Origin of the sequence: Streptomyces sp. NPDC048718 (assembly GCF_043198875.1) — a bacterium.
Lineage (GTDB): Bacteria > Actinomycetota > Actinomycetes > Streptomycetales > Streptomycetaceae > Streptomyces.
Genome location: NZ_JBICVG010000010.1, coordinates 149,427 through 174,664, shown reverse-complemented (window position 1 = coordinate 174,664; position 25,238 = coordinate 149,427). Strand labels below are relative to the sequence as shown.

General features: G+C 73.1%; 21 protein-coding genes, 1 tRNA gene and 1 pseudogene. 11 read left to right on the top strand and 12 right to left on the bottom strand.

All coding sequences use genetic code 11. The features are described 5' to 3' along the window. Positions 1-34 precede the first annotated feature (34 nt). From ACGFRB_RS20755 to ACGFRB_RS20720, 8 genes and pseudogenes are all read right to left on the bottom strand, one after another. Complete coding sequence (locus ACGFRB_RS20755) at positions 35-670, bottom strand: SigE family RNA polymerase sigma factor (protein ID WP_393244804.1); 636 nt, start codon at positions 668-670, stop codon at positions 35-37. Between the two features lie 337 nt (positions 671-1,007). After that, positions 1,008-2,177, bottom strand: coding sequence for a lipid-transfer protein (locus ACGFRB_RS20750; protein WP_393244803.1), 1,170 nt, complete (start codon positions 2,175-2,177; stop codon positions 1,008-1,010). 152 nt (positions 2,178-2,329) lie between these two features. Beyond that, positions 2,330-2,761, bottom strand: a pseudogene (locus ACGFRB_RS20745) (acyl dehydratase); the annotation flags it as partial. Next, a complete protein-coding gene (locus ACGFRB_RS20740) occupies positions 2,758-3,795 on the bottom strand; it encodes an acyl-CoA dehydrogenase family protein (protein ID WP_393244801.1) in 1,038 nt (345 codons plus the stop codon). The pseudogene ACGFRB_RS20745 and the gene ACGFRB_RS20740, both read right to left, overlap by 4 nt. 1 nt (position 3,796) lies before the next feature. Further along, positions 3,797-4,894, bottom strand: a complete 1,098-nt coding sequence (locus tag ACGFRB_RS20735; protein ID WP_393244799.1) for a bifunctional MaoC family dehydratase N-terminal/OB-fold nucleic acid binding domain-containing protein — start codon at positions 4,892-4,894, stop codon at positions 3,797-3,799. Continuing rightward, positions 4,891-6,105 carry an acyl-CoA dehydrogenase family protein gene (locus tag ACGFRB_RS20730; protein ID WP_393244797.1) on the bottom strand — a complete coding sequence of 405 codons (1,215 nt, stop codon included), beginning with the start codon at positions 6,103-6,105 and terminating at the stop codon, positions 4,891-4,893. The genes ACGFRB_RS20735 and ACGFRB_RS20730 overlap by 4 nt, the downstream gene beginning before the upstream one ends. A 205-nt stretch (positions 6,106-6,310) precedes the next feature. Then, a complete protein-coding gene (locus ACGFRB_RS20725; RefSeq protein ID WP_363003440.1) occupies positions 6,311-6,613 on the bottom strand; it encodes a hypothetical protein in 303 nt (100 codons plus the stop codon). A 388-nt stretch (positions 6,614-7,001) separates the two neighbouring features. After that, positions 7,002-7,088: transfer RNA gene (locus ACGFRB_RS20720), tRNA-Ser, on the bottom strand. 337 nt (positions 7,089-7,425) lie between these two features. Between ACGFRB_RS20720 and ACGFRB_RS20715 the strand changes: the two genes are divergently transcribed. After that, positions 7,426-8,184: a DUF5710 domain-containing protein gene (locus ACGFRB_RS20715; RefSeq protein WP_393244795.1), complete on the top strand. Its 759-nt coding sequence runs from the start codon at positions 7,426-7,428 to the stop codon at positions 8,182-8,184. 136 nt (positions 8,185-8,320) lie between these two features. Here the strand turns inward: ACGFRB_RS20715 and ACGFRB_RS20710 are convergent, their stop codons facing one another. Then, positions 8,321-9,760 (bottom strand): S1C family serine protease, encoded by a 1,440-nt coding sequence (locus ACGFRB_RS20710; RefSeq protein WP_393244794.1) that lies wholly within the window; start codon positions 9,758-9,760, stop codon positions 8,321-8,323. Between the two features lie 145 nt (positions 9,761-9,905). Here ACGFRB_RS20710 and ACGFRB_RS20705 point away from each other — a divergent pair, with 145 nt between their 5' ends. The 3 genes from ACGFRB_RS20705 to ACGFRB_RS20695 all read left to right on the top strand — a co-directional run bounded on the left by ACGFRB_RS20705 (position 9,906) and on the right by ACGFRB_RS20695 (position 12,753). After that, a complete protein-coding gene (locus tag ACGFRB_RS20705; RefSeq protein WP_363003446.1) occupies positions 9,906-10,727 on the top strand; it encodes a glycerophosphodiester phosphodiesterase in 822 nt (273 codons plus the stop codon). Positions 10,728-10,883: 156 nt separating this feature from the next. Continuing rightward, a complete protein-coding gene (locus tag ACGFRB_RS20700; protein WP_363003448.1) occupies positions 10,884-11,486 on the top strand; it encodes an ATP-binding protein in 603 nt (200 codons plus the stop codon). A 289-nt stretch (positions 11,487-11,775) separates the two neighbouring features. After that, entirely contained in the window at positions 11,776-12,753 is a 978-nt protein-coding gene (locus ACGFRB_RS20695) for a DUF5926 family protein (RefSeq protein ID WP_363003450.1), read from the top strand. Positions 12,754-12,984: 231 nt separating this feature from the next. Here the strand turns inward: ACGFRB_RS20695 and ACGFRB_RS20690 are convergent, their stop codons facing one another. Together ACGFRB_RS20690 and ACGFRB_RS20685 are read right to left on the bottom strand one after the other, a co-directional pair. Next, complete coding sequence (locus ACGFRB_RS20690; RefSeq protein WP_393244791.1) at positions 12,985-13,632, bottom strand: hypothetical protein; 648 nt, start codon at positions 13,630-13,632, stop codon at positions 12,985-12,987. Between the two features lie 271 nt (positions 13,633-13,903). Then, positions 13,904-14,713: a bifunctional DNA primase/polymerase gene (locus ACGFRB_RS20685; RefSeq protein WP_393244937.1), complete on the bottom strand. Its 810-nt coding sequence runs from the start codon at positions 14,711-14,713 to the stop codon at positions 13,904-13,906. A 672-nt stretch (positions 14,714-15,385) separates the two neighbouring features. Between ACGFRB_RS20685 and ACGFRB_RS20680 the strand changes: the two genes are divergently transcribed. Both ACGFRB_RS20680 and ACGFRB_RS20675 read left to right on the top strand, forming a co-directional pair. After that, entirely contained in the window at positions 15,386-17,026 is a 1,641-nt protein-coding gene (locus ACGFRB_RS20680) for a PP2C family protein-serine/threonine phosphatase (protein ID WP_393244935.1), read from the top strand. A gap of 301 nt (positions 17,027-17,327) precedes the next feature. Beyond that, positions 17,328-18,797: an aminopeptidase P family protein gene (locus tag ACGFRB_RS20675; protein WP_393244789.1), complete on the top strand. Its 1,470-nt coding sequence runs from the start codon at positions 17,328-17,330 to the stop codon at positions 18,795-18,797. 622 nt (positions 18,798-19,419) lie between these two features. Here the strand turns inward: ACGFRB_RS20675 and ACGFRB_RS20670 are convergent. Next, the gene (locus ACGFRB_RS20670) at positions 19,420-19,932 is read right to left on the bottom strand and encodes an ATP-binding protein (protein WP_393244788.1); all 513 of its coding nucleotides are present in this window, start codon (positions 19,930-19,932) and stop codon (positions 19,420-19,422) included. A gap of 229 nt (positions 19,933-20,161) precedes the next feature. Between ACGFRB_RS20670 and ACGFRB_RS20665 the strand changes: the two genes are divergently transcribed. The 5 genes from ACGFRB_RS20665 to ACGFRB_RS20645 all read left to right on the top strand — a co-directional run bounded on the left by ACGFRB_RS20665 (position 20,162) and on the right by ACGFRB_RS20645 (position 25,227). Further along, the gene (locus ACGFRB_RS20665; RefSeq protein ID WP_393244786.1) at positions 20,162-21,049 is read left to right on the top strand and encodes a hypothetical protein; all 888 of its coding nucleotides are present in this window, start codon (positions 20,162-20,164) and stop codon (positions 21,047-21,049) included. Between the two features lie 155 nt (positions 21,050-21,204). Next, entirely contained in the window at positions 21,205-21,987 is a 783-nt protein-coding gene (locus tag ACGFRB_RS20660) for a YcnI family protein (protein ID WP_393244784.1), read from the top strand. Positions 21,988-22,015: 28 nt separating this feature from the next. Beyond that, a complete protein-coding gene (locus ACGFRB_RS20655; RefSeq protein WP_393244783.1) occupies positions 22,016-22,771 on the top strand; it encodes an SCO family protein in 756 nt (251 codons plus the stop codon). Next, positions 22,768-23,256 (top strand): copper chaperone PCu(A)C, encoded by a 489-nt coding sequence (locus ACGFRB_RS20650; protein ID WP_393244781.1) that lies wholly within the window; start codon positions 22,768-22,770, stop codon positions 23,254-23,256. Before ACGFRB_RS20655 ends, ACGFRB_RS20650 begins: the two co-directional genes overlap by 4 nt. Before the next feature lie 24 nt (positions 23,257-23,280). Further along, on the top strand, positions 23,281-25,227 hold the full coding sequence (locus ACGFRB_RS20645) for a copper resistance CopC/CopD family protein (RefSeq protein WP_393244779.1): 1,947 nt from the start codon (positions 23,281-23,283) through the stop codon (positions 25,225-25,227). Positions 25,228-25,238: the final 11 nt, after the last annotated feature.

Genomic DNA, 25,238 nt, shown 5'->3' with positions numbered 1-25,238 from the left:
TCACCCGGCACCGCGTCACCGCGCCCTCACCGCGTCACGCCGCCGGGGCCAGCTCCGGGTCCTCGCGCAGCTTGCCGAGCGCCCGCGACACCGCGCTCTTGACCGTGCCGACCGAGACCCCGAGCACCTCGGCGGTCTGCGCCTCGCTCAGGTCCTCGTAGTACCTGAGGACGACCATCGCCCGCTGCCGCTCGGGGAGCTTCATCACCGCGCGCCACATCGCGTCGTGCAGCACCTGGCGCTCCGCCGGGTCCGGCTCCCGGTCCAGGACCGGCTCCGGAAGTTCCTCGCACGCGTACTCGTCGACCCGGCGCTTGCGCCACTGGGACGTACGGGTGTTGAGCAGCGCGCGCCGGACGTAGCCGTCCAGGGCGCGGTGGTCCTCGATGCGCTCCCAGGCGACGAACGTCTTGGCCAGCGCCGTCTGGAGCAGGTCCTCGGCGTCCGAGGGGTTCGCGGTCAGCGAGCGCGCGGCGCGCAGCAGGACCGGGCCCCGGGCACGGACGTACGAGGCGAAGGAGGGGTACGCGAACGGGCGGGCCTGGGGGGCCGCGGGTGCCGCCGGTCCCGGCTGGGCGGGGACGAGGGACAGGATGCCGAGACGGGGCGCGCGGCGGCCGGCGGGCGTCGAGGCACCGGCGCAGACAGAGCCGGAGGGTCGCGGAGTCATGACTCCACGTTAAGAGCGAGGGGGTGCGGCGGGGATCGGTCCCAGGTCCCGACCCCTGGTCCCCCTCAGGTTGTAGGGGTGGGGAGCGCCCCACCTCCTGAGGGTGGAGCCGGTAGGGGGAGGGGTCAGGGTCGGACCCCGAGACGGGATCAGGGGCGGCATCGGGGATGAGGTCGGGGACGGGCTCGGGGGCGAGGTCCGGGGTGGTGCCGGAGCGGGTCGGTACGCCGCCCGGAGGCGGTCCCTCAGGGTCCTCTCGGGGATGCCTCAGGGGTCGGGGGCAGCGGCGTTAAGGGTTCTTCGGGACCCCGGGTGCCGCGAGGAGGGCGGGCGGGCCTCAGGTGTCCGTGCCCAGGACGAGGCCGGACGTCGGGACCCCGGTACCCGCCGTGACCAGGGCCCGGGCCGCCCCCGCCACCTGGTTCACGGAGCTGCCGCGCAGCTGCCGGACCGCCTCCGCGATGCCGTTCATGCCGTGCAGATACGCCTCGCCGAGCTGGCCCCCGTGGGTGTTCAGCGGCAGTACGTCCGCCTCGACGAAGCCGGCGCCCTCACCCGGCCCGCAGAAGCCGAACTCCTCCAGCTGCATCAGGACGTACGGGGTGAAGTGGTCGTAGAGGATCGCGACGTCGATGTCGCCGGGCGCGAGCCCCGAGGTCCGCCACAGCCGGCGGGCCACCACCCCCGTCTCGGGCAGCCCGGTCAGCGCGTCCCGGTAGAAGCCGGTCATCGCCTCCTGGCCCCGCCCCGCGCCCTGCGCGGCGGCCACCACCACGGCGGGCGGGCGGGCGAGGTCGCGGGCGCGCTCGGTGGAGGTGACGACGAGGGCCTGGCCGCCGTCGGTCTCCTGGCAGCAGTCGAGCAGCCGCAGCGGCTCGGCGATCCAGCGGGAGGCGGCGTGGTCGGCGAGGGTGATCGGCCTGCCGAAGAAGTACGCGGCGGGGTTGGTGGCCGCGTGGCGGCGGCCGGTGACGGCGACATGGCCGAGGACGTCCGGCGAGAGCCCGTACGTGTGGAGGTAGCGCTGGGCGGTCATGGCGACCCAGGAGGCCGGGGTCAGCAGCCCGAACGGCAGCGGCCAGCCGAGCGCCGCGCCCTCCGCCGACGGTTCGCGGTGCTGTACGCCGGAGCCGAAACGGCGGCCGGAGCGCTCGTTGAACGCCCGGTAGCAGACGACGACTTCGGCGGCCCCGGCGGCGACGGCGAGGGCCGCCTGCTGGACGGTGGCGCAGGCGGCGCCGCCGCCGTAGTGGACCCGGGAGAAGAAGGAGAGCTCGCCGATGCCGGCCGCCTGGGCGACGGTGATCTCCGGGCTGGTGTCCATGGTGAAGGTGACCATGCCGTCGACGTCGCCGGGGGCGAGCCCGGCGTCGTCGAGGGCCGCGTGCACGGCCTCCACGGCCAGGGTCAGCTCGCTGCGGCCGGAGTCCTTGGAGAACGCGGTGGCGCCGATCCCGGCGATGGCGGCGCGCCCGCCGAGCCCGTCCGCGCGGGCGTGCGCGGTCATCGGGGTCCCTCCGGGGCGGGGTCGGGGGCGGGGTCAGGGGCCGGGTCCGGGTCCGGGTCAGGGTTCCCTGTCAGGGTTGTCAGGGGCGTGGGGGGCGTCAGGGCTGCCGGGACTTCCGGGGCCGGCGGATCCGCCAGGTCCTTCGGATCCGTCGGGACGTCGACTGTCACCGTGCCCGTCACATGGTGGCCGAGCCCGTTCGCTCCGACCACCCGGACCCGTACCGTCGCGCCGTCGACCTCCGTCACCGTTCCGGTCAACGTCATGGTGTCACCGGGGTAGTTGGGGGCCCCGAGCCGGATGGAGACGGCGCGCAGGACGGCGCGCGGGCCGAAGTGGTCGGTGATGTAGCGGCCGACGAGACCGTTGGTGGTGAGGATGTTCATGAAGATGTCCGGGGAGCCCTTCTCGCGGGCGCGCTCGGCGTCGTGGTGCACGTCCTGGTAGTCGCGGGCGGCGATCGCCCCGGCGACGACGAGGGTGCGGGTGACCGGGACGACGAGCGGGGCGAGCGTGTCGCCCGGCCGCACCCGCGCCGCCGTCCGTACTCGTGCCTCCCGTACCCCTGCGGGGTCTGTCGTCATGCGGGCGTTCCCTTCGCGAGGAGGTCGCCGAGTTCGGCGAGGAGTTCGGTGCCGCAGCCCAGATACGCGCCGAGCTGCCGTCCCCAGAGGAAGTGCCGGTGCACGGGGTGGCCGAGGTCGGCGCCGAGACCGCCGTGCAGATGCTGTCCGGCGTGCACCACCCTGGTTCCGGCCTCGGCGGCCCACCAGGCGGCCGTCAGCGCCTCCTCGGCGTACGACAGGCCCTCGTCGTACCGCCAGGCCGCCTCGTAGGCCGTGACCCGGATCGCCTCGGTGTCCATGTACGCGTCGGCCGCCCGGAGTTGGACGGCCTGGTGGGCGGAGAGCAGACGGCCGAACTGCTCGCGTACGGAGGTGTACGCGACCGCGCGGGCCAGCGCACCGGCGCACACGCCCGCTTGTAGCCCGGCGAACGCGATCCGGGCGGCGCCCAGCACCCCCGCGTACGCCCCGGGCACCCCCACCCGCTCCCCGCGCGCCCCGTCGAGCACCAGCCGTCCGGCCGACCAGGGCGCGGTGAGCTCGACGGGCTCCACTCCGGCATCCCGCAGGGACACGAGCCAGAGCGCCCGCGTCTCGTCGGGGACGAGGACATGGGTGGCGTCGCGCAGCCACGGGACCCACGGAACGGCACCGGCGAGCCGGCCCCCGGGGCCCGCGCGGACGGCGCCCTGGCCGTCGTACGCGGGGAAGGCGCCGGTCACCACCGTCGTCCCGGCGAGGAGTCCGGGCAGCAGCCGGGCCCGTTGCTTCCGCGTGCCGTGCCGGGCGAGGGTCAGCAACCCGTAGACGGCGCTCGCGGTGAACGGGACCTGCGCCGTCGTCCGCCCCTGTTCCTCGGCGAGCAGGACGAGCCCGAGGAGACCGGTCTCCAGGACGGCCTCGGGCAGGCCCGCCGCGCACAGGGCCTTCCACAGCTCGGGATCGCTGCCGGTGCCGGTGGCGGTGAGCCGTTCGTGGGTGGCGAGATCCCCGAGTATCCGCGCGGCGAGCGCGCGGGCCGCCGACTGCTCCTCGGTGGGGGTGAAGTCCATGTCAGTTCTCACCCTCTTCGCGCACCGCGCCTTCTTCGCGGTCTGCGGGCACCAGGGCTCTGAACAGCGGGAGTTCGAGCTCTTCGTCCACCTTCCGGAACTCCAGCCGCACCGGCATGCCGATGCGCACCTCGTCGTACGGGATCCCGACGACATTGCTGATCATCCGTACGCCTTCGGCGAGTTCGACGAGCACGACCGCGTAGGGCGGGTCGAAGGCCGGGAACGGCGGGTGGTGCATGACGACGTACGAGTAGACGGTGCCCTCGCCGCTCGCCTCGACGGTGTCCCAGGCGCGCGAGCCGCAGGCGTTGCAGCCGGGCAGCCAGGGGAACCGGAGCGTCGCGCAGGTGCCGCAGCGCTGGACGAGGAGGCGGTGTTCGGCCACTCCGGCCCAGAAACCGGCGTTGTCGCGGTTGACGACGGGGCGGGGGCGGAGGGGGCGAGGGGAGCGCGCGGAGGGCCTGGGGGGCGCGGGCAGCCGGGTGGGCGCCGGGGGCGCGGGGGCGTACTTGAGGACGCGGAAGCGGTGGGTGCCGGCGAGTTCGCCGCCGCCGGTCCTGACGTTCATCCGGGTGGTGATGAAGTGACCGGTGCCGAGCCGGGTGGTCTTGCGGGGCGAGACCGACTCGATGACGGAGTCGCACACGACCGTGTCGCCGGGGCGCAGCGGCCGCAGATACTCCTGCTCGCAGTCGGTGGCGACGATCGAGGTGTAGCCGGCGGCGTCGAGGAGGGTGGAGAGTTCCTCGTACGCGCCGGGCCCGTCTCCGGAACCGTCCCCGTGCCCGTCCTCGTCCCCGTGCCCGTCCCCGTGCCCGGACAGACCGCCCATGGTCCAGGCCTGGAGCATGGTGGGCGGGGCGACGGCGCCGGGGCCCCGATAGGCGGGGTGGGTGTCGCCCATGGCCTCGCACCAGTGGCGGATCATGGGCTCGTTGACGGGGTCCTTGCCGGCCCGGGGACGGGAGACGGGCCGGCCTTCGTAGGCGGCGAGTCGTTCGTACGGCAGGAGCCGGGCCCCGGGGTCGGACACGGGAGCGGGAGCGGGACCGGGTGCCGGGGCCGAAGCCGGGGTGTCCCGGTGGGGCGGGGTCATCGCCGCCCCCTCCGCTTCATGCCGAGCCGCGTCGTCGCGACGATCTCGCGCTGCACCTCGCTCACGCCGCCGCCGAAGGTGTTGATCTGGGCGGCCCGGTTCATCCGTTCCAGCCCGCCGTCGTCGAACGCGCCGGGCGAGCCGGTGCGGACCAGTGCCGCCGGGCCGGCTATCTCCTGGCACAGCCGGTAGACCTCGACCGCCGACTCCGTCCCCGCGAACTTCACGCCGCTCGCGTCCCCGGGGGCGAGCCGGCCCGCGCCCACGTCGCCCACGAGACGCCAGTTGAGCAGCCGGGTCGCGGCCAGCCGGGCGTGCGCCTCGGCGGCCCGTATCCGTACCCATGGCTCGTCGATCCGCCGCCGGCGGCCCGCGGCGACCGGGCGCCGGGCCTGGCGGAGCGCCGCCTCGTAGAAGTCCTCGGCCTGCATGCCGAGGGCGGCGAGGGCGACCCGTTCATGGTTGAGCTGGTTGGTGAGGAGCCCCCAGCCGCCGTTCTTCGGGCCGACGAGATGACCGGCCGGGACGCGGACCGCGTCGTAGTAGGTGGCGGTGGTGGTCAGCCCGCCGACGGTCTCGATCGGGGTCCAGGAGAAGCCGGGCGCGGAGGTGGGGACGAGGATGATCGAGATACCCCGGTGGCGGTCCTCGGTGGTGCCGGTGCGGCAGGCCAGCCAGATCCAGTCGGCGTTCTGGGCGTTGGAGGTGAAGACCTTCTGCCCGTCTATCCGCCAGCCGCCGCTTCCCCCGGCGCCCGGATCGTCTTCGCCGCCGTCCCCGCTCCCTGCGCTCTCACGGGTGGCCCGGGTGCGCAGGGCGGCCAGGTCGGTGCCCGCCTCGGGTTCGCTGTAGCCGATGGCGAAGACGACGTCTCCGCGCAGGATGCGGGGGAGGAAGTACGCCTTCTGTTCGTCGGTGCCGTAGCGCATCAGGGTCGGGCCGACGGTGTTGAGCGTGACCATCGAGACCGGGGCACCGGCCCGGCACGCCTCGTCGAAGAAGACGAACTGCTCGTCAGGACCGCGCCCTTGGCCCCCGTACTCCTCGGGCCAGCCGATCCCCAGCATGCCGTCGGCGCCGATCCGCCGCAGCAGCGTGCGCTGTGCGGCGGAGTCGGCGGGGGGCGGGGGGCCGTCGGGCATCACGTCGCGGAAGTACGCGCGGAGTTCGGCACGGAGCCGTAACTGGCGTTCGGTCGGGGCGAGATGCACGGCATGGCCCTCTCGTGTCGCGGCGGGACTGCCCACTCGGATTGCCTGACTGTCCGTCAGGTTCCGGAGAACTGTCAAGGCCGGACACACGGGGCGCCCGAAGCGCCGGAGGCACACGCCCCGCACACGAGCGGCCCGCGCGCCGGCACCGAAGCACCGGAGCACGGGCCCGCGTTCACCACACGCCGCCCCCTCGGACCGGCTGTCAGAAGAAGGAGAAGGTCAGCACTTTGTCCGGCTGCTTGATCTCGGTGAAGGCGGAGCCGCTCACATTCGCCGTGTGGTTCTCGTTGGAGGCGGCGGGACCGGTGGCCACCTGCTGGGTGGTGGTCGAGTTGCCGTCGTTCTCGCCGACCACCCCGCTGCCGAGGACCGACGCGGCACTGGCGTCCGATCCGTCGCTCGCGAATCCTCCGTCGTCGGCCAGGGCCACCCCGCCGAACAGCACGGCGGCGAGCGGCAGAGCCGCCGCGACGGCGAGGACGCGGGCGGTGCGGATGCTGGGCATAAGGGTTCCTCCGGGAACTGGGCTCTGGATCCGGAAAGGATCCGCGGTGAATCAAGGGATTGCGGCTGGGGCTGTGAACAGTGCTTGCTCGACAAGGCGGTTGATCGACCGCCTTGGTCTTTCCGGTCGTGCTTCCGATCGTGTTTCCGATCTCGCGAGACCAGAGTTGCCCAGCGCATCCCGGACCAATCGCCCCGGACCCTCCGATTCCCCCTCAGGTGTGAGGACTTATCGATAAACCTCCTCACACACCGTTCTTCGCGCCGCCCCCACCGGCCTCGGCCCTCACCCCTCGGCCCTCGGCCCTCCGCGAGGGCACCGGACATACGAAGAAGGGGTGCCCCTGACCGGGACACCCCTTGTACGCGGCGCGGACGCCGATTTCCTGCGGTGGGTGTGGGATTTGAACCCACGGAGACATCGCTGCCTCGACGGTTTTCAAGACCGTTCCCTTAGGCCGCTCGGGCAACCCACCCTCGCCCCGCCCACCAGGGACGGAGCACGTACAGCGTACCGGCTGGCCGCGCCGGTCGCGGAAGCCTGGCCCGAGGATGGCCACAAGCCGCCGGGCCGGCCGCACGGACAGTCTTCCGCCCGCCGTCCCGCCCCCGTCCGGACGCTTCGGGCCTTGGCGCGCCGCGCACCGCTCCAGTGCGGCCGTCCCCGGCTGTTCGCTCGCTGGTCGGCCGGAGTCAGGGCGAGCGGCCGGGGCCGGCCCGCCGGCTCGTCCGAGAGAGATGTCTTCGCATCCGGGCCGCTTCGCGCGACCTCGCGTGCCAGCATCGATTCAGGAGCCAACGAGAGGGCAGCGCATGGCAGTTGAACGACTCTGGCTGGATGTCCCCTACGCCGAGAAGGACGAAGCGAAGAAGGGGGGAGCGCGCTGGGACCCGGCCGCGAAGCGCTGGTACGCGCCCCGTCCCGGGATCGCCGAGCTGGAACGCTGGGCGGCGGTCCCCGACATCCCCGACCTGCTGCCCGGGGAGGACCGCGGCCTCGGCAGCGGTCTGTTCGTCGACCTCGTCCCGCAGACCTGCTGGTTCACGAACGTCCGGTCCTGTGTCGCGTCGAAGGACTGGGAACGTCTCCGCCGGATGATCACCCGTCGCGCGGGCCGGCGCTGCGAGATCTGCGGAGCCGAGGAGAACCGCGAGACGAAGCGGTGGCTGGAGGCCCACGAACGGTGGACCTTCGACGAACGCACCCGTACGCAGACCCTCAAGCGGCTCATCTGCCTGTGCACGGACTGCCATACGGTCACGCACTTCGGCTACGCCCAGGTCCGCGGCATCGAGGCCCAGGCGTTCGCCCACCTGGTGCGGGTCACCAAAATGACCGTGCCCGAGGCTCGTCGGCACGTGACCACCGCGTTCGCGGTGTGGGAGCAGCGCTCGCGGGTGACCTGGGAGCTGGATCTGGGGATCCTCACCGACGCCGGCATCACTCTGGCCCCGCCTCCCGAGGCCCGGGAACGCGCCCGACTGGCGGAGCGGTCGTTGCGCGCGGCGGATGCCGTACCTCGGCAGTCCGAAGCGGGCTCCCGCGATCGTCGGACGTCCGGGCCCCGCTGAGCGGGCGCAGATTCGGGAACGGGCGTGGGTACGGGAACGGGACCCGGAACGGACATGGGTACGGCCCCGGAGCCGGAGCCCCGGGGCCGTACCCGCGTGTCCGCGCCGACGCGGAGATCGGCCGCGTCGGCGGAGGTCAGCTGTCGCCGGTGCGCTCGCCCAGGACGACGGTGGTGGTGGAGGTCTTCCCGTCGCGCTTGTAGGTGATCTCGACCTTGTCGCCGGGCTGGTGGGTCCAGATCTCGCCGATGAGGGTGCGGCCGTTGTCGATCGGGCGGCCGCCGAAGGCGACGATCGTGTCGCCGCCCTTCAGGCCGGCCTTGGCGGCCGGGCCGTCGGGGCTGATGGCCGGGGTTCCACCGGAGCCCTCCTCGGCGATGACGGCGCCGGCGCCGCCGTCGAGCTGGTCCTGCATGTTCACGGTGGCACCGATGACCGGGTAGACCGGCTTGCCGGTCTTGATCAGCTGCTCGGCGACGTTGCGCGCCTGGTTGACCGGGATCGCGAAGCCGAGGCCGATGGAGCCCGCCTGGGACTGGCCGAAGCCGCTGCCGGCCGACTGGATCGCGGAGTTGATGCCGATCACGGCGCCGCTCGCGTCGAGCAGCGGCCCGCCGGAGTTGCCCGGGTTGATCGAGGCGTCGGTCTGCAGCGCGCTCATGTAGGAGTTCTTGCCGCCGGAGCCGTCACCGGAGGCGACCGGGCGGTTCTTGGCGCTGATGATGCCCGTGGTGACCGTGTTCGACAGGCCGAAGGGCGCGCCGATCGCGATGGTCGAGTCGCCGACGGCGACCTTGTCGGAGTCGCCCAGCGGGATCGGGGTGAGACCGGAGGGGGCGTTCTTCAGCTTCAGTACGGCCACGTCGTAGCCCTGCGCGCGGCCCACGACCTCCGCCGCGTACGTCTTGCCGTTGGAGAAGGTCGCGGAGAGCGTGCCGCCGTTCGCCGCCGAGGCCACCACGTGGTTGTTGGTGACGATGTGGCCTTCGCGGTCGTAGACGAAGCCGGTGCCGGTGCCGCCCTCGCCCTCCCGGCCGCCGGACTTCGCGCTGATGGTGACGACGCTCGGCAGCGCCTTGGCGGCGACGGCGGCGACGGTGCCGGGGTCACGCTTGAAGGAGGAGGGGGAGTCACCCGCGGAGATGGTGGTCGAGCCGCCGGGGCCGCCGTCGCGCTGGTTCGCGGCCCAGTAGCCGACCCCGCCGCCGATGCCGCCCGCGACCAGGGCCGCGACGAGGACCGCCGCGATCAGACCGCCGCCGCGCCCCCGCGCCGGGGCCTCGGGTACGGGCTGCTGCGGTACGCCCCAGGCCGGGGCCACGGGCGGGGCGGGCGGCCAGCCTGCGCCGGCATCGGCGGCGGGGGCCGGGGCCGGGGCCTCCTGCGGGGCCGGGGCCGGGGCCGCGCCCGGAGTACCGGCCTGGGGCTCGATCTGCTTCTCGGCCGGGGTCTCTGCCTGGCTCTCGGCCTGGGCCGGAGGCGCGACGGGGGGCGCGGGAGGCGTGGGGGGTGCCGCGGGGGCGGACGGGGTGGGCCGGCTCTCCGGAACCTGCGTACCCTCGTTCTCGGTGCTCACAGCTCTCTCCTCGTTGCACTGCGCGGACGTCGTCAGGTGCTGCGATCAGCTTTTCCCACAGCACGTCAGGCCACTGTAAGCCGGAGCTGTGCATCGGCACCCGATTCTTTACTGCGGACATATCGGACGCCCGTACCATGTCGCGGTGACCCACGCACAGCGGCACCCGAGCCGCCTTCCCGTCCAGGTGGTCGCCCACCGCGGAGCCTCCGAGGACGCCCCCGAGCACACCCTGGCCGCCTATGTGAAGGCCATCGAGGACGGCGCGGACGCCCTGGAGTGCGATGTCCGGCTCACCGCCGACGGCCATCTCGTCTGCGTCCACGACCGGCGCGTCAACCGCACCTCCAACGGCCGCGGCGCCGTCTCCGCCCTCGAACTCGCCGACCTCGCCGCGCTCGACTTCGGCACCTGGAAGGGCCGCGACGAGGCGGGCGAGGTCCCGGACTGGGGCGACCCCGGCGCCACCTCCGTCCTCACCCTCGAACGCCTCCTGGAGCTGGTCGCCGACACCGGCCGCCCCATCGAGCTGGCCATCGAGACCAAGCACCCCACCCGCTGGGCCGGCCAGGTCGAGGACAAGCTGCTCCGGCTGCTCGACCGCTTCGGTCTCGCCGCGCCCGCGGCGCCCGAGGAGTCGTCCGTCCGGGTCATGAGCTTCTCGGCCCGCTCGCTGCACCGCGTCGCGGCGGCCGCGCCGACGCTGCCGACCGTCTCGCTCACCCAGTTCGTCACCCCTCGGCTGCGCGACGGGCGGCTGCCGGCGGGCGCGCGGATCGCCGGCCCGTCGGTCCGGATCGTGCGCCACCACCCGGCCGTGATCCGGCGCCTGCAGGAGGCCGGACACCAGGTCCACGTATGGACGGTGGACGAACCGGCCGACGTCGAGCTGTGCGTAGAGCTCGGTGTGGACGGGATCATCACCAACCGGCCGAAGCAGGTACTGACCCAGCTGGGCCGGCTGTAGCACCGCTCCCCGGGGAACCGCTCCCGGTGAAGCCACTGCCTGTAGAACCGTTTCCCCGGGCGAAATCCCGGGCCCGTCTTCACCCCCTTTGCCTCATCCGTCACACGGGTAAGGGGGTGTGCTCCGGCGCGTTCGGGGCGTACGCGATCGTCACGAGTGCGCCACCCTGGCATTACTGGCCGGTTTCCGGCCCACGCCATCGGGGCATCCACACGGTGGCGTGGGGCAAAGGAGGTCTCGGGGGTGGCGTTGATGGTGGCACAGACAGTGCCCACGTCGTCGAGCATGGCCGTTCCTCATGGTCCTGCGGGCGTGGGGCAGGCACGGCACCGGATGCGGGAGCAGCTGGACCGCAGCGGCATGGCCGAATCGGTCGTCGACGACGCGGTGCTGATCCTTTCGGAGCTGTTGAGCAACGCGTATCGCCATGGCAGGCCGCTGGGCCGCGCGGACGTCGGAGAAGGTGAGGTCCGGGCCGCCTGGAGCATCGACGGAGCGGGCGGTCTCCTGGTCGAGGTGACGGACGGCGGTGGTCCGACCCGCCCTGTTCCGGCCACACCCTCGGTCACCGCGCACGGTGGCCGCGGGCTGAACATCATCGGGGCGCTCGCGCAGGACTGGGGCGTACGGGACAGCGCGACGGGCGAGGTCACCGTCTGGGTCCGGGTCACCGGCGGGCACCGTCGCGAGGACTTCGCGGCGCGCGTCGGCGGCGGGTCCGGCCTCGGGTTCCTCGACGCGTACGACGACCTGGAATGACCCGGAGCGACTTGGAGTGATTCCAAGGGCGGTGGTCCCGCACGGGCCGCCGCCCTTTCTCCGTTCCTTGGTTCCTCGGTGCCTCGGTCTCCCGTTCCTCGGCTGTACGCGCGACCCCGGCGTCTCTCGTACGCCGCGCCTCCCGTACGCCCTTACGCGGCCCCGTACCGCCGCACCCCCGCACCGCCCGTACGGACAACGGAGAAAGGGGCGTCGAAGGACACCGGGCGGCTAGGCTCGCGGCCGAACACTGGATCACTGGAACGCCGCGATCGGGAGAAACCCCACCATGGCCAAGAAGCGCCCCCAGACGAAGCCCGGCAAGGCCGGCAAGGCCCAGCTCGCCGACGGGGAGATCCCGGTCGTCGGCGCGCGGGAGCCGTGCCCCTGCGGTTCGGGCCGCCGCTACAAGGCGTGCCACGGGCGGGCCGCCGCGCACGCCGTGGCCGAGCTGGTCCAGCGGCCGTTCGAGGGCCTGCCGGGCGAGTGCGACTGGGTCGCGCTGCGCGAGCTGGTGCCCGCCGCGACCGTGCCGCTCACCCTCAAGGGCGGGCTGCCCGAGGGCGTCCCGTCGGTGACTCTCGCGACGGTGCTGCCGATGGCGTGGCCCGCGCTGCGCCGCGACGACGGCTCCGTGCTGCTCGCGCTGCAGAACGACTCGTCCACCGGCGACCTGGGCCGCGACCTCGCCGACACCCTGGAGCGCGCCCTGGTGGCCGAGCCCGGCACGCCGGTCACCGCGCGCCGCGTACCGGCAAAGGGGCCGCGGCTCCAGGATCTGCTCGACCCGAACAGCGATTTTGCGCCTGAAGTGCACACCGGATTCGAATTCTGGATTCCGGAGTCCTCGGACAATTCCAGCCCGGAGGTCGCCGCCTCCCTGGAGCGCGCGAACGCCGCCGCCATCCCCACCGTGAAGCTGTCCTCCGTCGACTCCGCCTACTGGTGCGAGACCCCGGACAAGAACCACCTGCGCTGGGTCATGCCGTACCCGGAGGAGAAGCTGCTCGACGCGCTGGCCCGGCTCCAGGCCGCCGGCACGTCCTCGCTCGGCGCGGACACCCGGCTGGTGGGCTCGTTCCGGGCGCACGGTCTGACCGTTCCCGTGTGGGACCTGCCGACCTCGATGACGGCGGAGCAGTGCGAGAAGCCGGCCGCCGAGTTCGCCGAGCGGCTCACCGAGGCGCTCGCCTCGGACGCTCCGCTCACCGTCGAGGAGCGCCGGGCGCGCGGCGGTCTCACCAACCGTCAGGTGACGCTCAGCTGATACCCCGCGCGGTATCCGTGACTGACAGACCGGTCAGTCGGTGACCTCCGCCACACGTTCTCGCCGGACGGGCTAAATCCCTGTCCGAATAACCGAGATCGAATTTGCGAACGGCCAATCTCTTGTTACCGTTCTTGAAGCCCGGTCGCTGGTGCATCCCCCGTCGCCAGCGACCGGGCCTTTCCATGCCCGAAACCGCGCGCGCCTCGCGCCCGCGAAGCCGTACAGGGCTCAACTACCCTCCGTTCGGGCTCCGTTGCTCCCCGAACGCAGCAACAGTGGCGTGCTGTCGCCCTCTCCCGATCCGGCGAATTCCGCGACCGCCGAATACTCCGCCGCACGGCTCTCTTCCCTCGGTTCCATTGGTGTCTGGCACGTTCCCGGTTCATCGCGCGCCTCGATCGCACAGCGCACCTGAACGGTCCGGCCGGCGGGCGCGAGAAAAGTGAGGACCGCGTCCAGCTCCCGGCCGGTGGCGTTGCGGTAATACGTCCGCGCGCGGACCCCGGCTCCTTCGCTCACCACACACGTCTGGGCCTCGACACCGTCGGGCGAGGAGAGTTCAAGGCCGCAGCGCGTGACCACGGGAAGGGGAGCGGGCGCGGGGGCGGTATCGGGGTCGGGCTCTGGGTCGAAAACCCCAAGAACCACTGAGGGCTCGGGGGCCGGGCGCGGCGCGGGAGCGGAAGGCGCCGGTTGATCCGGCTCGGGAAATCCCGGCTCGGGGGACTCCTGCGCGGCGAGCACGGCCGGCGATCCGCCCCCGAGAGCCGCCGGTGCGGGGCGGTCCGCCGGGCCGGCCGTCGCCATGACCGGCACCAGGGCGGCGGCCGCGACCACGAGTCCGAGCGCGAACGCGCGCAGCGCCACCGGGGTCACGCGCCTGTGCCTCATACGACGGCCCATCTGTCCACCGGAACCGGACGGTTCTTCCGGTGAACCTATCCGCGCCCCGTCCGGCTCCCGGCGGGGCGCGCGGGCGCCGTTCCGGGATGCCGGAGCACCCTCGCCCGTTCGGGTGAGATGGCGAACTCGTGACCGGAGCGGCCACCGCGTCTCGCCCGGCTGCGTCGTGCGGCTGCGTTCCCACGGCTCTGCTCGCGCGCCGCGTTCTTACGGCCTCGGTCGCGCGGGCCCCGGCAGGGAGGGGTCAGTACGCGAGCCGGCTGCCGCCGCCCGGCATGCTCGAACTCGCCTCGACGAGCGCGTCCAGGACCGCCTCCACATCAGGCAGCCAGGGCCCCGTGGAACCCTCGCGCCCGCCCCGGACCGCGAGGCCGTCGCCCGCCGGAGCCGTACCCGCCATGCCCACCGGACCAGCGGTTTCGGCCGTGTCCGCCGCGCCCGCCGTATCCTCCGCACCCGCCGGCTCCGCCCGGTGTTCCAGCGGCGCCCGCTCCCAGCGGACCTGCCCGGTCCCGGTGACCGAGGGCGGCAGCGGCAGGTAGCCGCCGTCGCCGTGGAACCGCAGCGAACTGGGCACGCCGTCCTTCGCGTAGAGGAGTTCGCCGAGCCGTTCGAGGCGGTACGGGGCGACGAGGATCGCCCAGCGGGTGGGCGTCGCCACCACCGGGCCGAGCCGCAGGCCCTGCCCGTCGAGCGCGGCGAGCGCGCGGACGCCCGCGACGGCCGGCAGGCTCACCGCGCACGGGGCGCGTCCGCCGGTGGCGAGCAGCACCGGGGCGTCCGGGCGGCTGTCCCACCACCAGCGGATCATGCGGCGGTCGGTGGTGGCCGCGAGGAGCTCCGGGTCCAGGGGGTGCGCACCGGGCACGACGCACTCGGGGTCGGGGCAGGCGCAGCTCACGACGCCGCCGGGACCGGTCCCCCGGCCCGGGTCCGCGCCCGGACGGGAGTCCATCACCCGGACGCGTGTCCGCAGGAAGCCCGTCGCCCGCACGCCGCCCGTCCGCAGTCCCGCGCCCGGCAGCACCGGCCAGCCCCAGGCCGCGCACCGCAGCGCCTCGTCGCGCCGGGCCGCGCCGTCACCGCCGTCCGGTGCGCCGCCGTCCCCGCCGCCGCCCGTACCGTCCGAGCCTCCCGGACCGCCCGGACCGCCCGCGCCGGCCACGCCGTTCGCGCCGCCGGTGCCACCCGCGTCGCTTGTCCTGCCCTCGGTGCCCTCGGTACCCGTCTCGCGCTTGTCACGCCGGAACCGGAGCCTGCGTCGCCTTCCGAGGATCTCGCGCATGAGCGCTCGTTCCTTTCGTTGAACGCCGAATCCACATCACAACATCACGTACACGCGCACACACCGGTGTACGCGGCTCTTCGCTGTTCGTACGGTCTGCGCCCGGTCTCACGAGCATCGCGAGCTCCGGGCCCCTGCGCGCTTCCGGCGGTCGGCGGTCGTTCCAGGCGGTCGGTCCTGCCGGAACACGTTCCCCGCCACTCGGGGTAAGGGTGCGGCCTGCGGTGATGAGGACGCTCGGGTTCCGCGTCCGTGTCCAGGGGCGTCTCCAACTGCCCCTGCCCGTCACCGATTACGTACCCGTCATGCTTGAAATGACGCGCTTTAAAACGACGCCAGTCGACCGCAAATGGTGCACACCGGGGTCAATTTTCAGCCAACTTCCCTTGGGTTTCAACCCTCTCGTACAGCCTCACGGACACCAGAAGTCCGCACGTGACGATGCTGGACATGCCTCTACATGTCCGTGTAGATGTGGATCTATGGATAGCTGCGCAGAATGACTTGGGGGTTCGCGGTGCTATTGCAGCGAATGTGCTGGTCGGAAAGACAAGCGCCATGAGTACGCCTCACGCGCCGAATGTGGCCGGAATCGATTCCGCCGTCACCGCTCCCCCGCACACTGCGGAGCCCTCCGGCGCGCCGCTTCCCCCGCCCCTGTCCGGCGGACCGCCGGGCCCGGACGAAGCCCCCTCCCGCACCACCCCGCTCCAGGACCAGCTGGCCGGCTGGGTCTCGGATCTGACCCTCCTCCACGACCTCACCGAGGCCCTGATCCGCACCGCCTCCCTCGACGAAGCGCTGCGCGAACTCCTGCGCGCCGGAGCCTCCCTGGTCGGCGCGCGCCGCGGGCTGGCCGTCCTCGAACCCGCCGACGGACTCGGCCCCGCCAGCACCATCGGCCTCGGCCTGGCCCACGCCGAACTCGGCACCATCGAGACCGTGCCGCGCGGCGTCACCTCGTACGGCCGCATCCTCGACGGGCTCGACCCCCGCCCCGAAGGCGCCCTGCCCCGCCCGATCACCATCCCCGACCTGCGCACCGCCCGGGACCTCGACCCTCGGCACCGCGAGGTCGCCGCCCGGCTCGGCTACGCCGCCAGCTACGCGCTGCCCCTCGCCACCGAGGACACCGGCACCCTCGGCGCCGCCGTCTGGCTGTACGACGAACCCGCCGAGCCCGCCGACCGTCAGCGCCACCTCGTCGGCCTCTACGGCAGCCTCGCCACCACCCATCTCGCCCGGCTCCTCGAAGTCGAACGCGCCCGCGCGCACGCCGCCGCGCTCGCCGAGGAACTGCTGCCCCGGCGGCTCCCCCGGACCCCCGGCGTCCAGCTCGCCGTCCGCCACAGCGGCGGCACCCGCAGCGGCGGCGACTGGTACGACGCGCTGCCGCTGCCCGAGGGCGCGCTCGGCCTCGCGGTCGGCTCCGTCTGCGGAACCGGACCGGACGTACTGGCCGCGAAGGGACGGCTGCGCGCCTCCCTGCGCGCGTACGCCGTGATGGAGGGCGAGGACCCGGTCGCCGTCCTGTCCGACCTTGAACTGCTGCTGCGGCTCACCGAACCCGCCCGCTCGGCCACCGCGCTCTTCGCCTACTGCGAGCCGCGAGCCCGCCGGATCCTCCTCGCCGGCGCCGGACACGCGCCCCCGCTGCTCGTCGGCGCCCGCCGCACCGAGTTCGTGGAGACCTCGCTGTCCGCCCCGCTCGGCATGCTCGCCTGCTGGGAGGCGCCCAGCGTGGAACTGACCCCCGCACCCGGAGAAACGGTGCTGCTGTACACCGACGGACTGCTGCGCCGTACCGGTGACGGCACCGACCTGGCCTTCGCCCGGCTGCACGCGGCCGCCGCGAGCGTCCCGAAGGCCGCCCGCACCGACCCGGGCGCCGTCGCCGACCACGTCCTGCGGGCCGTCCTGCGCGACGGGCGGGGTGCGGGCGGGACGCGGGGTGTCGGCGGTACGCGGGGTGTGGGCGGCGCCGAGGGCCGTGAGAGCTGTGAGGCGCGCGAAGGCCGTGAAGGTTCCGAGGGAGCCGAGGGTGCCGAGGACGCCGTCCTGCTGGCCGTCCGCTTCGACTGATCCGGGAGTCCGCCGCCGCCTCTTTCGACGGTCCAAGGGTCGGGCCCTCGGGGCCTCACGCTCCGCCAGAAGCGGCACAGGCCGGCGGGAAAGGCACAGGAATGGCATAGGACACGCGAGTTGGCATATGCCGGACATCAACGGACTGTGCACGCGCCCCGAGCACTGCGTGACCATCGCGTGAGAACAGTCACCGGCCGCCCCGTCGCCCCGGCCCTCAAGGGCCTTCCGCCTCCGGGCCCTCTTCCGTACGACCGTACGATGGGGATGGTTCAGAGTCGTACCAAAAGGAGGCAGACCCGTGGCCGAAGAGCTCACGACGGACACCCCGGAGACCCCGGAGCAGTCCGAAGAGCAGGCGATCAAGCAGCGCAAGAACGGCCTGTACCCGGGCGTCTCCGACGAGCTCGCCGAGAACATGCAGTCCGGCTGGGCCGACACCGAACTCCACGACCTCACGCCGATCGCGCAGGCCGAGCACACCGCCGCCCGCCGCACCGCGCTGTCCGCCCGCTTCCCGGGCCAGCGCCTGGTGATCCCGGCCGGCAACCTGAAGACCCGGTCCAACGACACCGAGTACGCCTTCCGCGCCTCCACCGAGTACGCCTACCTCACCGGCGACCAGACGCAGGACGGCGTCCTCGTCATGGAGCCCGTCGACGGCGGCCACGAGGCCACCCTCTACCTGCTGCCGCGCTCCAACCGCGAGAACGGCGAGTTCTGGCTCGACGGCCAGGGCGAGCTGTGGGTCGGCCGCCGCCACTCCCTCGCCGAGGCGGAGCAGCTGCTCGGCCTCCCGGCGAAGGACGTCCGCGAACTGCCCGCGTACCTCGCCGAGGCCACCGGCCCGGTCCGCAACGTCCGCGGCCACGACGCCGGCATCGAGGCCGCGCTGGCCGACAAGGTCACCGCCGAGACGGACGAAGAACTCCGGATCCACCTCTCCGAGGCCCGCCTTGTGAAGGACGAGTTCGAGGTCTCCGAGCTGCAGAAGGCGTGCGACGCCACCGCCCGCGGCTTCGAGGACGTCGTCAAGGTCCTCGACAAGGCCCAGGCCACCAGCGAGCGCTACATCGAGGGCACCTTCTTCCTGCGCGCCCGCGTCGAGGGCAACGACGTCGGCTACGGCACCATCGCCGCCTCCGGCCCGCACGCCTGCACCCTGCACTGGGTCCGCAACGACGGCCCGGTCCGCGCCGGCGACCTGCTGCTGTTCGACGCCGGTGTGGAGACCAACGAGCTCTACACCGCCGACATCACCCGCACCCTGCCCGTCAACGGCACGTTCACGGACATCCAGCGCAAGATCTACGACGCCGTGTACGAGGCGCAGGAAGCCGGCATCGCCGCCGTGAAGCCCGGCGCCGGCTACCGCGACTTCCACGACGCCGCGCAGCGCGTGCTCACCGAGAAGCTCGTCGAGTGGGGCCTCGTCGAGGGCCCGGTCGAGCGCGTCCTGGAGCTGGGCCTGCAGCGCCGCTGGACCCTGCACGGCACCGGCCACATGCTCGGCATGGACGTCCACGACTGCGCCGCCGCGCGCACCGAGACGTACGTCGACACGACGCTGGAGCCGGGCATGTGCCTCACCGTCGAGCCGGGCCTCTACTTCCAGGCCGACGACCTGACCGTGCCCGAGGAGTACCGGGGCATCGGCGTCCGGATCGAGGACGACATCCTCGTCACCGCCGACGGCAACCGGAACCTCTCCGCCACTCTGCCGCGCCGCTCCGAGGACGTCGAGGCGTGGATGGCCGGCCTCCAGGGCTGACCTTTCGCACCGCGTCGCTTCACGTCATATGACGTGGAGGAGCCCTCGCCGACCACTGGTCGGCGGGGGCTTCTTCGGTTGGGGCGCGGGGCAGGGCGGCATGGGGCGGTGGTCTGGGCAGGGTGCGGGGGCGGGTGGGGGTGGCGGGAGCTGGGCTTGTACGTAGGTGCGGGGGCTGGGGCGGGGCGTGCGGGGACGTGCGGGGGCTGGGTTTGTACGTGAAGCGAGGCGGCTGGGGCTGGGCGCGCATGTAAGCGCGGCGGCTGGTGTGCGGCCCGCACGTAAGCGAGGCGGCAAGCCTGAGCGCATGTTGTTTGCGTCGCGTTGGCCTTTTTGTGCCTCGGTTCACCTCCGGGGTGCTGGAGTCGGACTCACAGCACCGATCGTGCTCGGCCCACTCGTTCCTCGCGGGCCTGCGCGCGTTCGGCACTGTTCCCCCGACGCACCCCTTCGGCTCACTCGGCCATAGGCCGGCCCGGTAGCTCTGGCCTCGTCAAAGGCACGACCCGCACTCACAGTGCCTCCGGGAATGGGCCCGCACGAGTGCAAAGCGGCAGGGAGGTGGCCCGCACTCACGGTGTCTCCGGGACCGCACCGGATCGCGGCGGCCCTCATCCGGACGTCAGGCCAGGACCAAGGGGGCGTCCGTGCGCCATTTGATGATTTTGTCGAAGCTGACGAGCGCGCCGCCCCGGCCCGTCCGGCCGAAGTGGACGTGGTCGGCGAGTTCCTCGATCAGGCGCAGACCCCGGCCGCTCTCCGCGTCCGGGTCCGGTGCGGACGGGGCCGGGAGCCGTTCGCGGGCTTGGCCCGCGCGTCCCGGGAAACCGGGGAAACCCGGCCCGGAGTCCGCCACCTCGATCCGGCAGGTCTCGCCGTCGAGATAAGCGGTCACCCGGTACTGCTCGGCACCACGCGCCGGGTCCACCCCACCCCCGGCGCCGCCGGCCCCGCCGTCGAGGGGGCGGCCGCCGTGTTCGACGGCGTTCGCGCACGCCTCCGTCAAGGCCACCGACAGCTCGTACGAGACGTCCGGGTCGACCCCCGCCGTCTCCATCGCGCCGAGCAGCAGCCGACGGGCGAGCGGCACGCTCGCGGCATCGCGGCGCAGATGGAAGGACCACCAGATGCTCATGCTCCAGCCTCCTGGCTGCGGCTCGACATGCTGCGGCACGACATACCGATACCTATTGCCGATCAGAACCCTCCGTAAGCACGCGAGAGAACGCGGTCCGCTCGTTCGGCGGATTCACGTGCGGTCCGGCCCGGTGTATGGCGGAGCGAACCGCCCGAGGACGGCGCAAGAGTGACCTTCCGGACCTGCCGTATCGCCGGGAGGGGCCTGGTGCGATGATGGCCCCGCCATGTCTGCCCCCGCGTTCGCGCCACGCATGCTGAGGGCCGCGGTGTTCACCGCGGTCTGTGTCGTGCTGGCCGCGCTCGGCCACGCGCTGGCCGCCTGCGCGGGCATCGCGCCGTGGTCGCTGATCGCCGCTTTCCTCGGGGTCTTCGGGGTGGCCGTGCTCTTCACCGGCCGGGAACGCTCGCTGGCGGGAGTCGTCGGCGCCCTCGCGTTCGGACAGCTCGCCCTGCACGCCCTGTTCGGTCTCGGACAGCGTTCGCTCACCCCGGGTACGGGCACCGTCGGAACCGGAACCGGAACCGGCCTCCGGGCGAACGACGCGCTCGTCCGGCTCGCGGCCGACCTGATCTGCGGGCGCGGCGCCGCCCAGCTGAACGCCGCCGAGGCCGCCCGGATCGTCGACGACGCCGGACTCGGCCCCTCGTCCGCGTTCGGTGCGACGACCACGGCGACGACCACGGCGGCGACGACCGCGGCGACCGCGCCGGCGGTCACCGGGGCGCCGTCGCACCTGGCGCACGCGATGGGTTCGGCCGACCCGGTCGCCGGGATGTTCCCCAGCCTGCCCATGCTGCTCGGCCATCTGCTCGCCGCGCTCGCCACCGGCTGGCTGCTGCGCCGCGGCGACCTGGCCCTCGGCCGGCTCGTACGGCTGTCCGCGGAGGGCGCCGCCGAGTTCACGGGCGCCGCGCTCGTCCATTCGCTGCGCGTCGCGCTCTCCTTCGTACGGGCCCTGCTCGCCGGCCTGCCGGCCGCCCCGGCCGCCGGCCCCCGCGGCCCCGCCCGTACCGCCTTCGACTCCTCGCCGCCGCCCGTCGTGGTGGCCCTCGCGGACACGGTGATCCGGCGCGGCCCGCCGGCCGCCGTCCGCTGCGTGCTCGCAGCCTGACGCGGACCGCTCCACCGCCCCCGACGGCCCTTCCGGGCCCCGGCGGCCTCCCCACCGGGACGGGAGCGGGACCGCGGACGCCCCGTACGCGTATCCGTACGCACGGGCCGTCCCCCGCACGTATCCCGCGTTCCTCCATCGAGTGGAGTCCTCCCATGAGCACTGCTCTGTCCCGTATCACCGTCGCGGGCGCAGTCGCCGCCTCCGCCGTCCTGCTGCTGTCCGGCACCGCCTTCGCGCACGTGAGCGTGCAGCCGCAGGGCGAGGCCGCCCAGGGCGGGTACGCGACCGTCAACCTGAAGGTCCCGAACGAGCGCGACAACGCCTCCACCGTCAAGATCGAGCTCAGCTTCCCGGCCGGCCACCCGCTGGCCTCCGTGATGCCGCAGCCGGTCCCCGGCTGGAAGGTCGACGTCACCCGGTCCAAGCTCGCCAAGCCGCTGGAGACGCACGGCGAGAAGATCAACGAGGCCGTCACCAAGGTCACCTGGACCGCGGACGGTTCGAAGATCGGCCCCGGCCAGTTCCAGCAGTTCCCGATCTCCCTCGGCCGGCTGCCCGAGGACACCGACCGGCTCGTCCTCAAGGCCCTCCAGACGTACGACAACAAGGAGGTCGTGCGCTGGATCGAGGAGCCCCAGGACGGCGCGGCCGAACCCGACAACCCGGCGCCGGTCCTGAAGCTGTCGGCCGCGGCCGACGACGAGCACGGCGGTCACGGTGCCGCGGCCGACGCCAAGACCGACAGCAAGACCGACACCCATGCCCCGGGCGCGACCACGGACAAGGCCGACGCCAAGTCCGTGACCACGGCCGAGGCCAAGGCCGAGACCTCGGCCACCGACACCGCGGCCCGCGTGCTCGGCGTCGTCGGCATCCTCCTCGGGATCGCCGGAGTCGCCTTCGGTGTCCTGGCCGGCCGCCGCCGCTCCGCCTGACGCCCGTCCCCGAACCGAAAGACGCACCATGTCCGACAAGACACCCCCGGCCGTCAAGACGGCCGGGAGCACCACAGCGGGCGCCGAGGGCCGCCGACCGGGCCGCCGCGCCCCGCTGTTCATCGCCGCGACCGCGATCGCCGCGGCCGTGGCGATCACCATCGCCGTCGGCTCCGGCGACGGCGACGACAGTCCGCGGCCCGGCAGCGCGAACGGCGGTGTCGCCCAGCTCGCCGGCGGGTCCGACAACGCCAAGGCGGCCACCGTCCTCGACCGGCCGTTCACCAAGCCCGACCTGGTCCTCACCGACACCAAGGGCCGCAGCTTCGATCTGCGCGAGCGGACCAAGGGCAAGCCGACGCTGATCTACTTCGGCTACACCCACTGCCCCGACGTCTGCCCGCTGACGATGAGCAACATCGCCATCGCCCGCAAGCAGCTCCCCAAGGCCGACCAGGACAAGCTCCAGGTCGTCTTCGTCACCACCGACCCCGCCCGCGACACCGCCGCCGAACTCGGCAAGTGGCTGCCCGCCGCCGGGGACCCCTCCTTCATCGGACTGACCGGCGACTTCGCCGCGATCCAGGCCGGTGCCCGGTCGATCGGCATCGGCATCGACCCGGCCACGAAGGACAAGGACGGCACGGTCGTCTCCATGCACGGAGCGCAGGTGATCGCGTTCTCGCCGACGACCGACCAGGGCTACGTCCTGTACGGCGAGAGCACCAGCGCCGACGACTACGCCAAGGACCTGCCGAAGCTCATCAAGGGAGAGACCCCGTGAACCGCCGCACCACCGCCCTGTCCGCCTTCTCCGCCATAGCCGTCGCCGCCGCGCTCACCCTGACCGGCTGCTCCTCGTCCGACTCCTCGGACGCCTCTCCCAAGGCCGGCACCGGCAAGCCCGAACTGAAGGTGAGCGGCGCGTTCATGCCGCAGCCCGTGATGGACATGGGCGGCGGCTTCCTCACCCTCACCAACACCGGGGACACCGCCGACAAGCTCATCTCCGTCACCAGCTCCGTCTCGGACGACGTCTCGCTGCACGAGACGAAGGACCAGAAGATGCGGCAGGTGAAGTCGTTCGACATCCCCGCCAACGGGGAACTGAAGCTCGAACGCGGCGGCAACCACATCATGTTCATGCAGATGAAGCAGCACCCCAAGCAGGGCGAGAAGGTCGCCGTCGAGCTGCACTTCGAGAAGTCCGCCGCCCTCAAGGTCGAGCTCTCCGTCGAAGCGCCCAACCACAACCCGAAGCAGCACTGAGCCCTGTGAGGGAGTGACCCACCCATGCTGACCACCGCCCCGCGCCTCGGGCCGGCCTTCGCCCGGCTGCTGCTCGTCACCGCCGCGCTCCTCGGCGCCCTGCTCGCCATGGCGGGCCCCGCGTCCGCGCACGCGGCACTGACCGGCAGCGACCCGCAGGACGGGGCGGTGGTCGCCACCGCCCCCAAGGAGGTCAACCTCACCTTCTCCGAGCAGGTCGCCCTCAGCGACGATTCCCTGCGGGTCCTCGACCCGGCGGGCAAGCGCGTCGACACCGGCGAGATCCGCGACCTGTGCAGCAACGCGACCGTCCGCTACGGGGTCGCCCTGCTGCCCGGTCTGCCCGACGGCACCTACACGGTGGCCTGGCAGGCCGTCTCCGCCGACAGCCACCCCGTCTCCGGGGCCCTCACCTTCTCCGTCGGAGCCCCCTCGAAGACCGCCGTCGTGCTGCCCGACACACCGGTGGGCGGCGGACTCGTCGGCGCGCTGTACGGGACCGCGCGCTACCTCGCGTACGCCGGTTTCGTCGTCCTCGTCGGCGGCGGCGCCTTCGTCCTGATGTGCTGGCCGCGCGGCGCGTCCGTACGGCCCGTGCAGAAGCTGGTGGTCCGCGGCTGGCTCACACTGACCGCCGCCACCCTCGCGCTGCTGCTGCTCCGGCATCCGTACACCCGCACGGGCAAGCTCGCCGATGTCTTCGATCTGGGCGGACTGCGGGCCGTCCTGGAGACCAAGACCGGGGCCGCCCTCTCCTCGCGGCTGCTGCTGCTCGGCGCGGCGGCGCTCTTCGTGGCCGTGCTGTTCGGCGCGTACGCCCGGCGGCGCGAGGAGGCCGACCACCGCGACCTCACCTTCGGCCTCGCCCTCGGCGGCACCGTGGTCGCCGCCGGCATCGCCGGGACCTGGGCGCTCGCCGAGCACGCCTCGACCGGGCTCCAGCCGGGCATCGCCATGCCGGTGGACATCCTGCACCTGCTGGCCGTCGCGGTCTGGCTGGGCGGACTCGCCACCCTCCTCGTGGCGCTGCACCGCGCCCCCTCCCTCGAACGGCGGGCGATCGAGCGCTACTCGACGGTCGCCTTCGGCGCGGTCGCCGTCCTCGTCGCCACCGGGATCTACCAGTCCTGGCGGCAGGTGGGCACCTGGTCGGCGCTGACCGGCACCCGGTACGGGCAGCTGCTCATGGTCAAGGCCGGTCTGGTCGCCGTCCTCCTGGGCATCGCCTGGATCTCGCGGCGCTGGGTCCGGCGGGTCGGGGAACCGGCCGCCACGGGAGACGGGAACGGGGACGGGGACCGGGAGGGCGACGGGGACCGGGAGGGCGACGGCGAATCGAGCGAGGCGGAGGCCGCCGACGAGACGGTGGACCCCGGCGAGGCGGGGGTCGGCTCCGAGCGGGCCGAGCAGCTCGCCCGGCAGCGGGCCGCCGTCGCCACCGCGCGCCGGAAGAAGGAACGGGAGGCCGACCCGGAACGGTCCGGCCTGCGCCGTTCGGTGTTCACCGAGGCCGCCGTCGCCGTCGTCCTGCTCGCCGTGGCCACCGTCCTGACCTCCACCGAGCCCGCCCGTACCGAGGAGGAGGCGGGCCCCGGCCGGACCGCGGCCGGTGCCCCCGCCGTCCCCGACCGCCCCGTCGACGTCCGGCTGCCCTTCGACACCGGCGGTACGAACGGCAAGGGCACCGTCCAGCTCACCCTCGACCCCGGCCGCACGGGCGCCAACGCGCTGCACCTCTTCGTGGTGCGGCCCGACAAAAGCGCCCTGGACGTCCCCGAGGTGAAGGTCTCCTTCACCCTGGCGGCGAAGAACATCGGGCCGCTCCCCGTCGTCCCCGACCGCGTCCAGAGCGGCCACTGGAGCGCGTCCGGCGTCCAGCTGCCGATGCCGGGCGAGTGGCTGATGAAGGTGACGGTCCGTACCTCCGAGATCGACCAGACCACCATCCAGAAGACCGTGAAGATCGGCTGACCCGTGAGCAA

Bases quoted from the DNA above. Each gene is read 5' to 3' on its own strand.
- ACGFRB_RS20755 (WP_393244804.1), bottom strand. From the start codon at position 670: ATGACTCCGCGACCCTCCGGCTCTGTCTGCGCCGGTGCCTCGACGCCC.
- ACGFRB_RS20750 (WP_393244803.1), bottom strand. From the start codon at position 2,177: ATGACCGCGCACGCCCGCGCGGACGGGCTCGGCGGGCGCGCCGCCATC.
- ACGFRB_RS20740 (WP_393244801.1), bottom strand. From the start codon at position 3,795: ATGGACTTCACCCCCACCGAGGAGCAGTCGGCGGCCCGCGCGCTCGCC.
- ACGFRB_RS20735 (WP_393244799.1), bottom strand. From the start codon at position 4,894: ATGACCCCGCCCCACCGGGACACCCCGGCTTCGGCCCCGGCACCCGGT.
- ACGFRB_RS20725 (WP_363003440.1), bottom strand. From the start codon at position 6,613: ATGCCCAGCATCCGCACCGCCCGCGTCCTCGCCGTCGCGGCGGCTCTG.
- ACGFRB_RS20715 (WP_393244795.1), top strand. From the start codon at position 7,426: ATGGCAGTTGAACGACTCTGGCTGGATGTCCCCTACGCCGAGAAGGAC.
- ACGFRB_RS20695 (WP_363003450.1), top strand. From the start codon at position 11,776: ATGGCCAAGAAGCGCCCCCAGACGAAGCCCGGCAAGGCCGGCAAGGCC.
- ACGFRB_RS20680 (WP_393244935.1), top strand. From the start codon at position 15,386: ATGCTGGACATGCCTCTACATGTCCGTGTAGATGTGGATCTATGGATA.
- ACGFRB_RS20670 (WP_393244788.1), bottom strand. From the start codon at position 19,932: ATGAGCATCTGGTGGTCCTTCCATCTGCGCCGCGATGCCGCGAGCGTG.
- ACGFRB_RS20665 (WP_393244786.1), top strand. From the start codon at position 20,162: ATGTCTGCCCCCGCGTTCGCGCCACGCATGCTGAGGGCCGCGGTGTTC.
- ACGFRB_RS20660 (WP_393244784.1), top strand. From the start codon at position 21,205: ATGAGCACTGCTCTGTCCCGTATCACCGTCGCGGGCGCAGTCGCCGCC.
- ACGFRB_RS20655 (WP_393244783.1), top strand. From the start codon at position 22,016: ATGTCCGACAAGACACCCCCGGCCGTCAAGACGGCCGGGAGCACCACA.
- ACGFRB_RS20645 (WP_393244779.1), top strand. From the start codon at position 23,281: ATGCTGACCACCGCCCCGCGCCTCGGGCCGGCCTTCGCCCGGCTGCTG.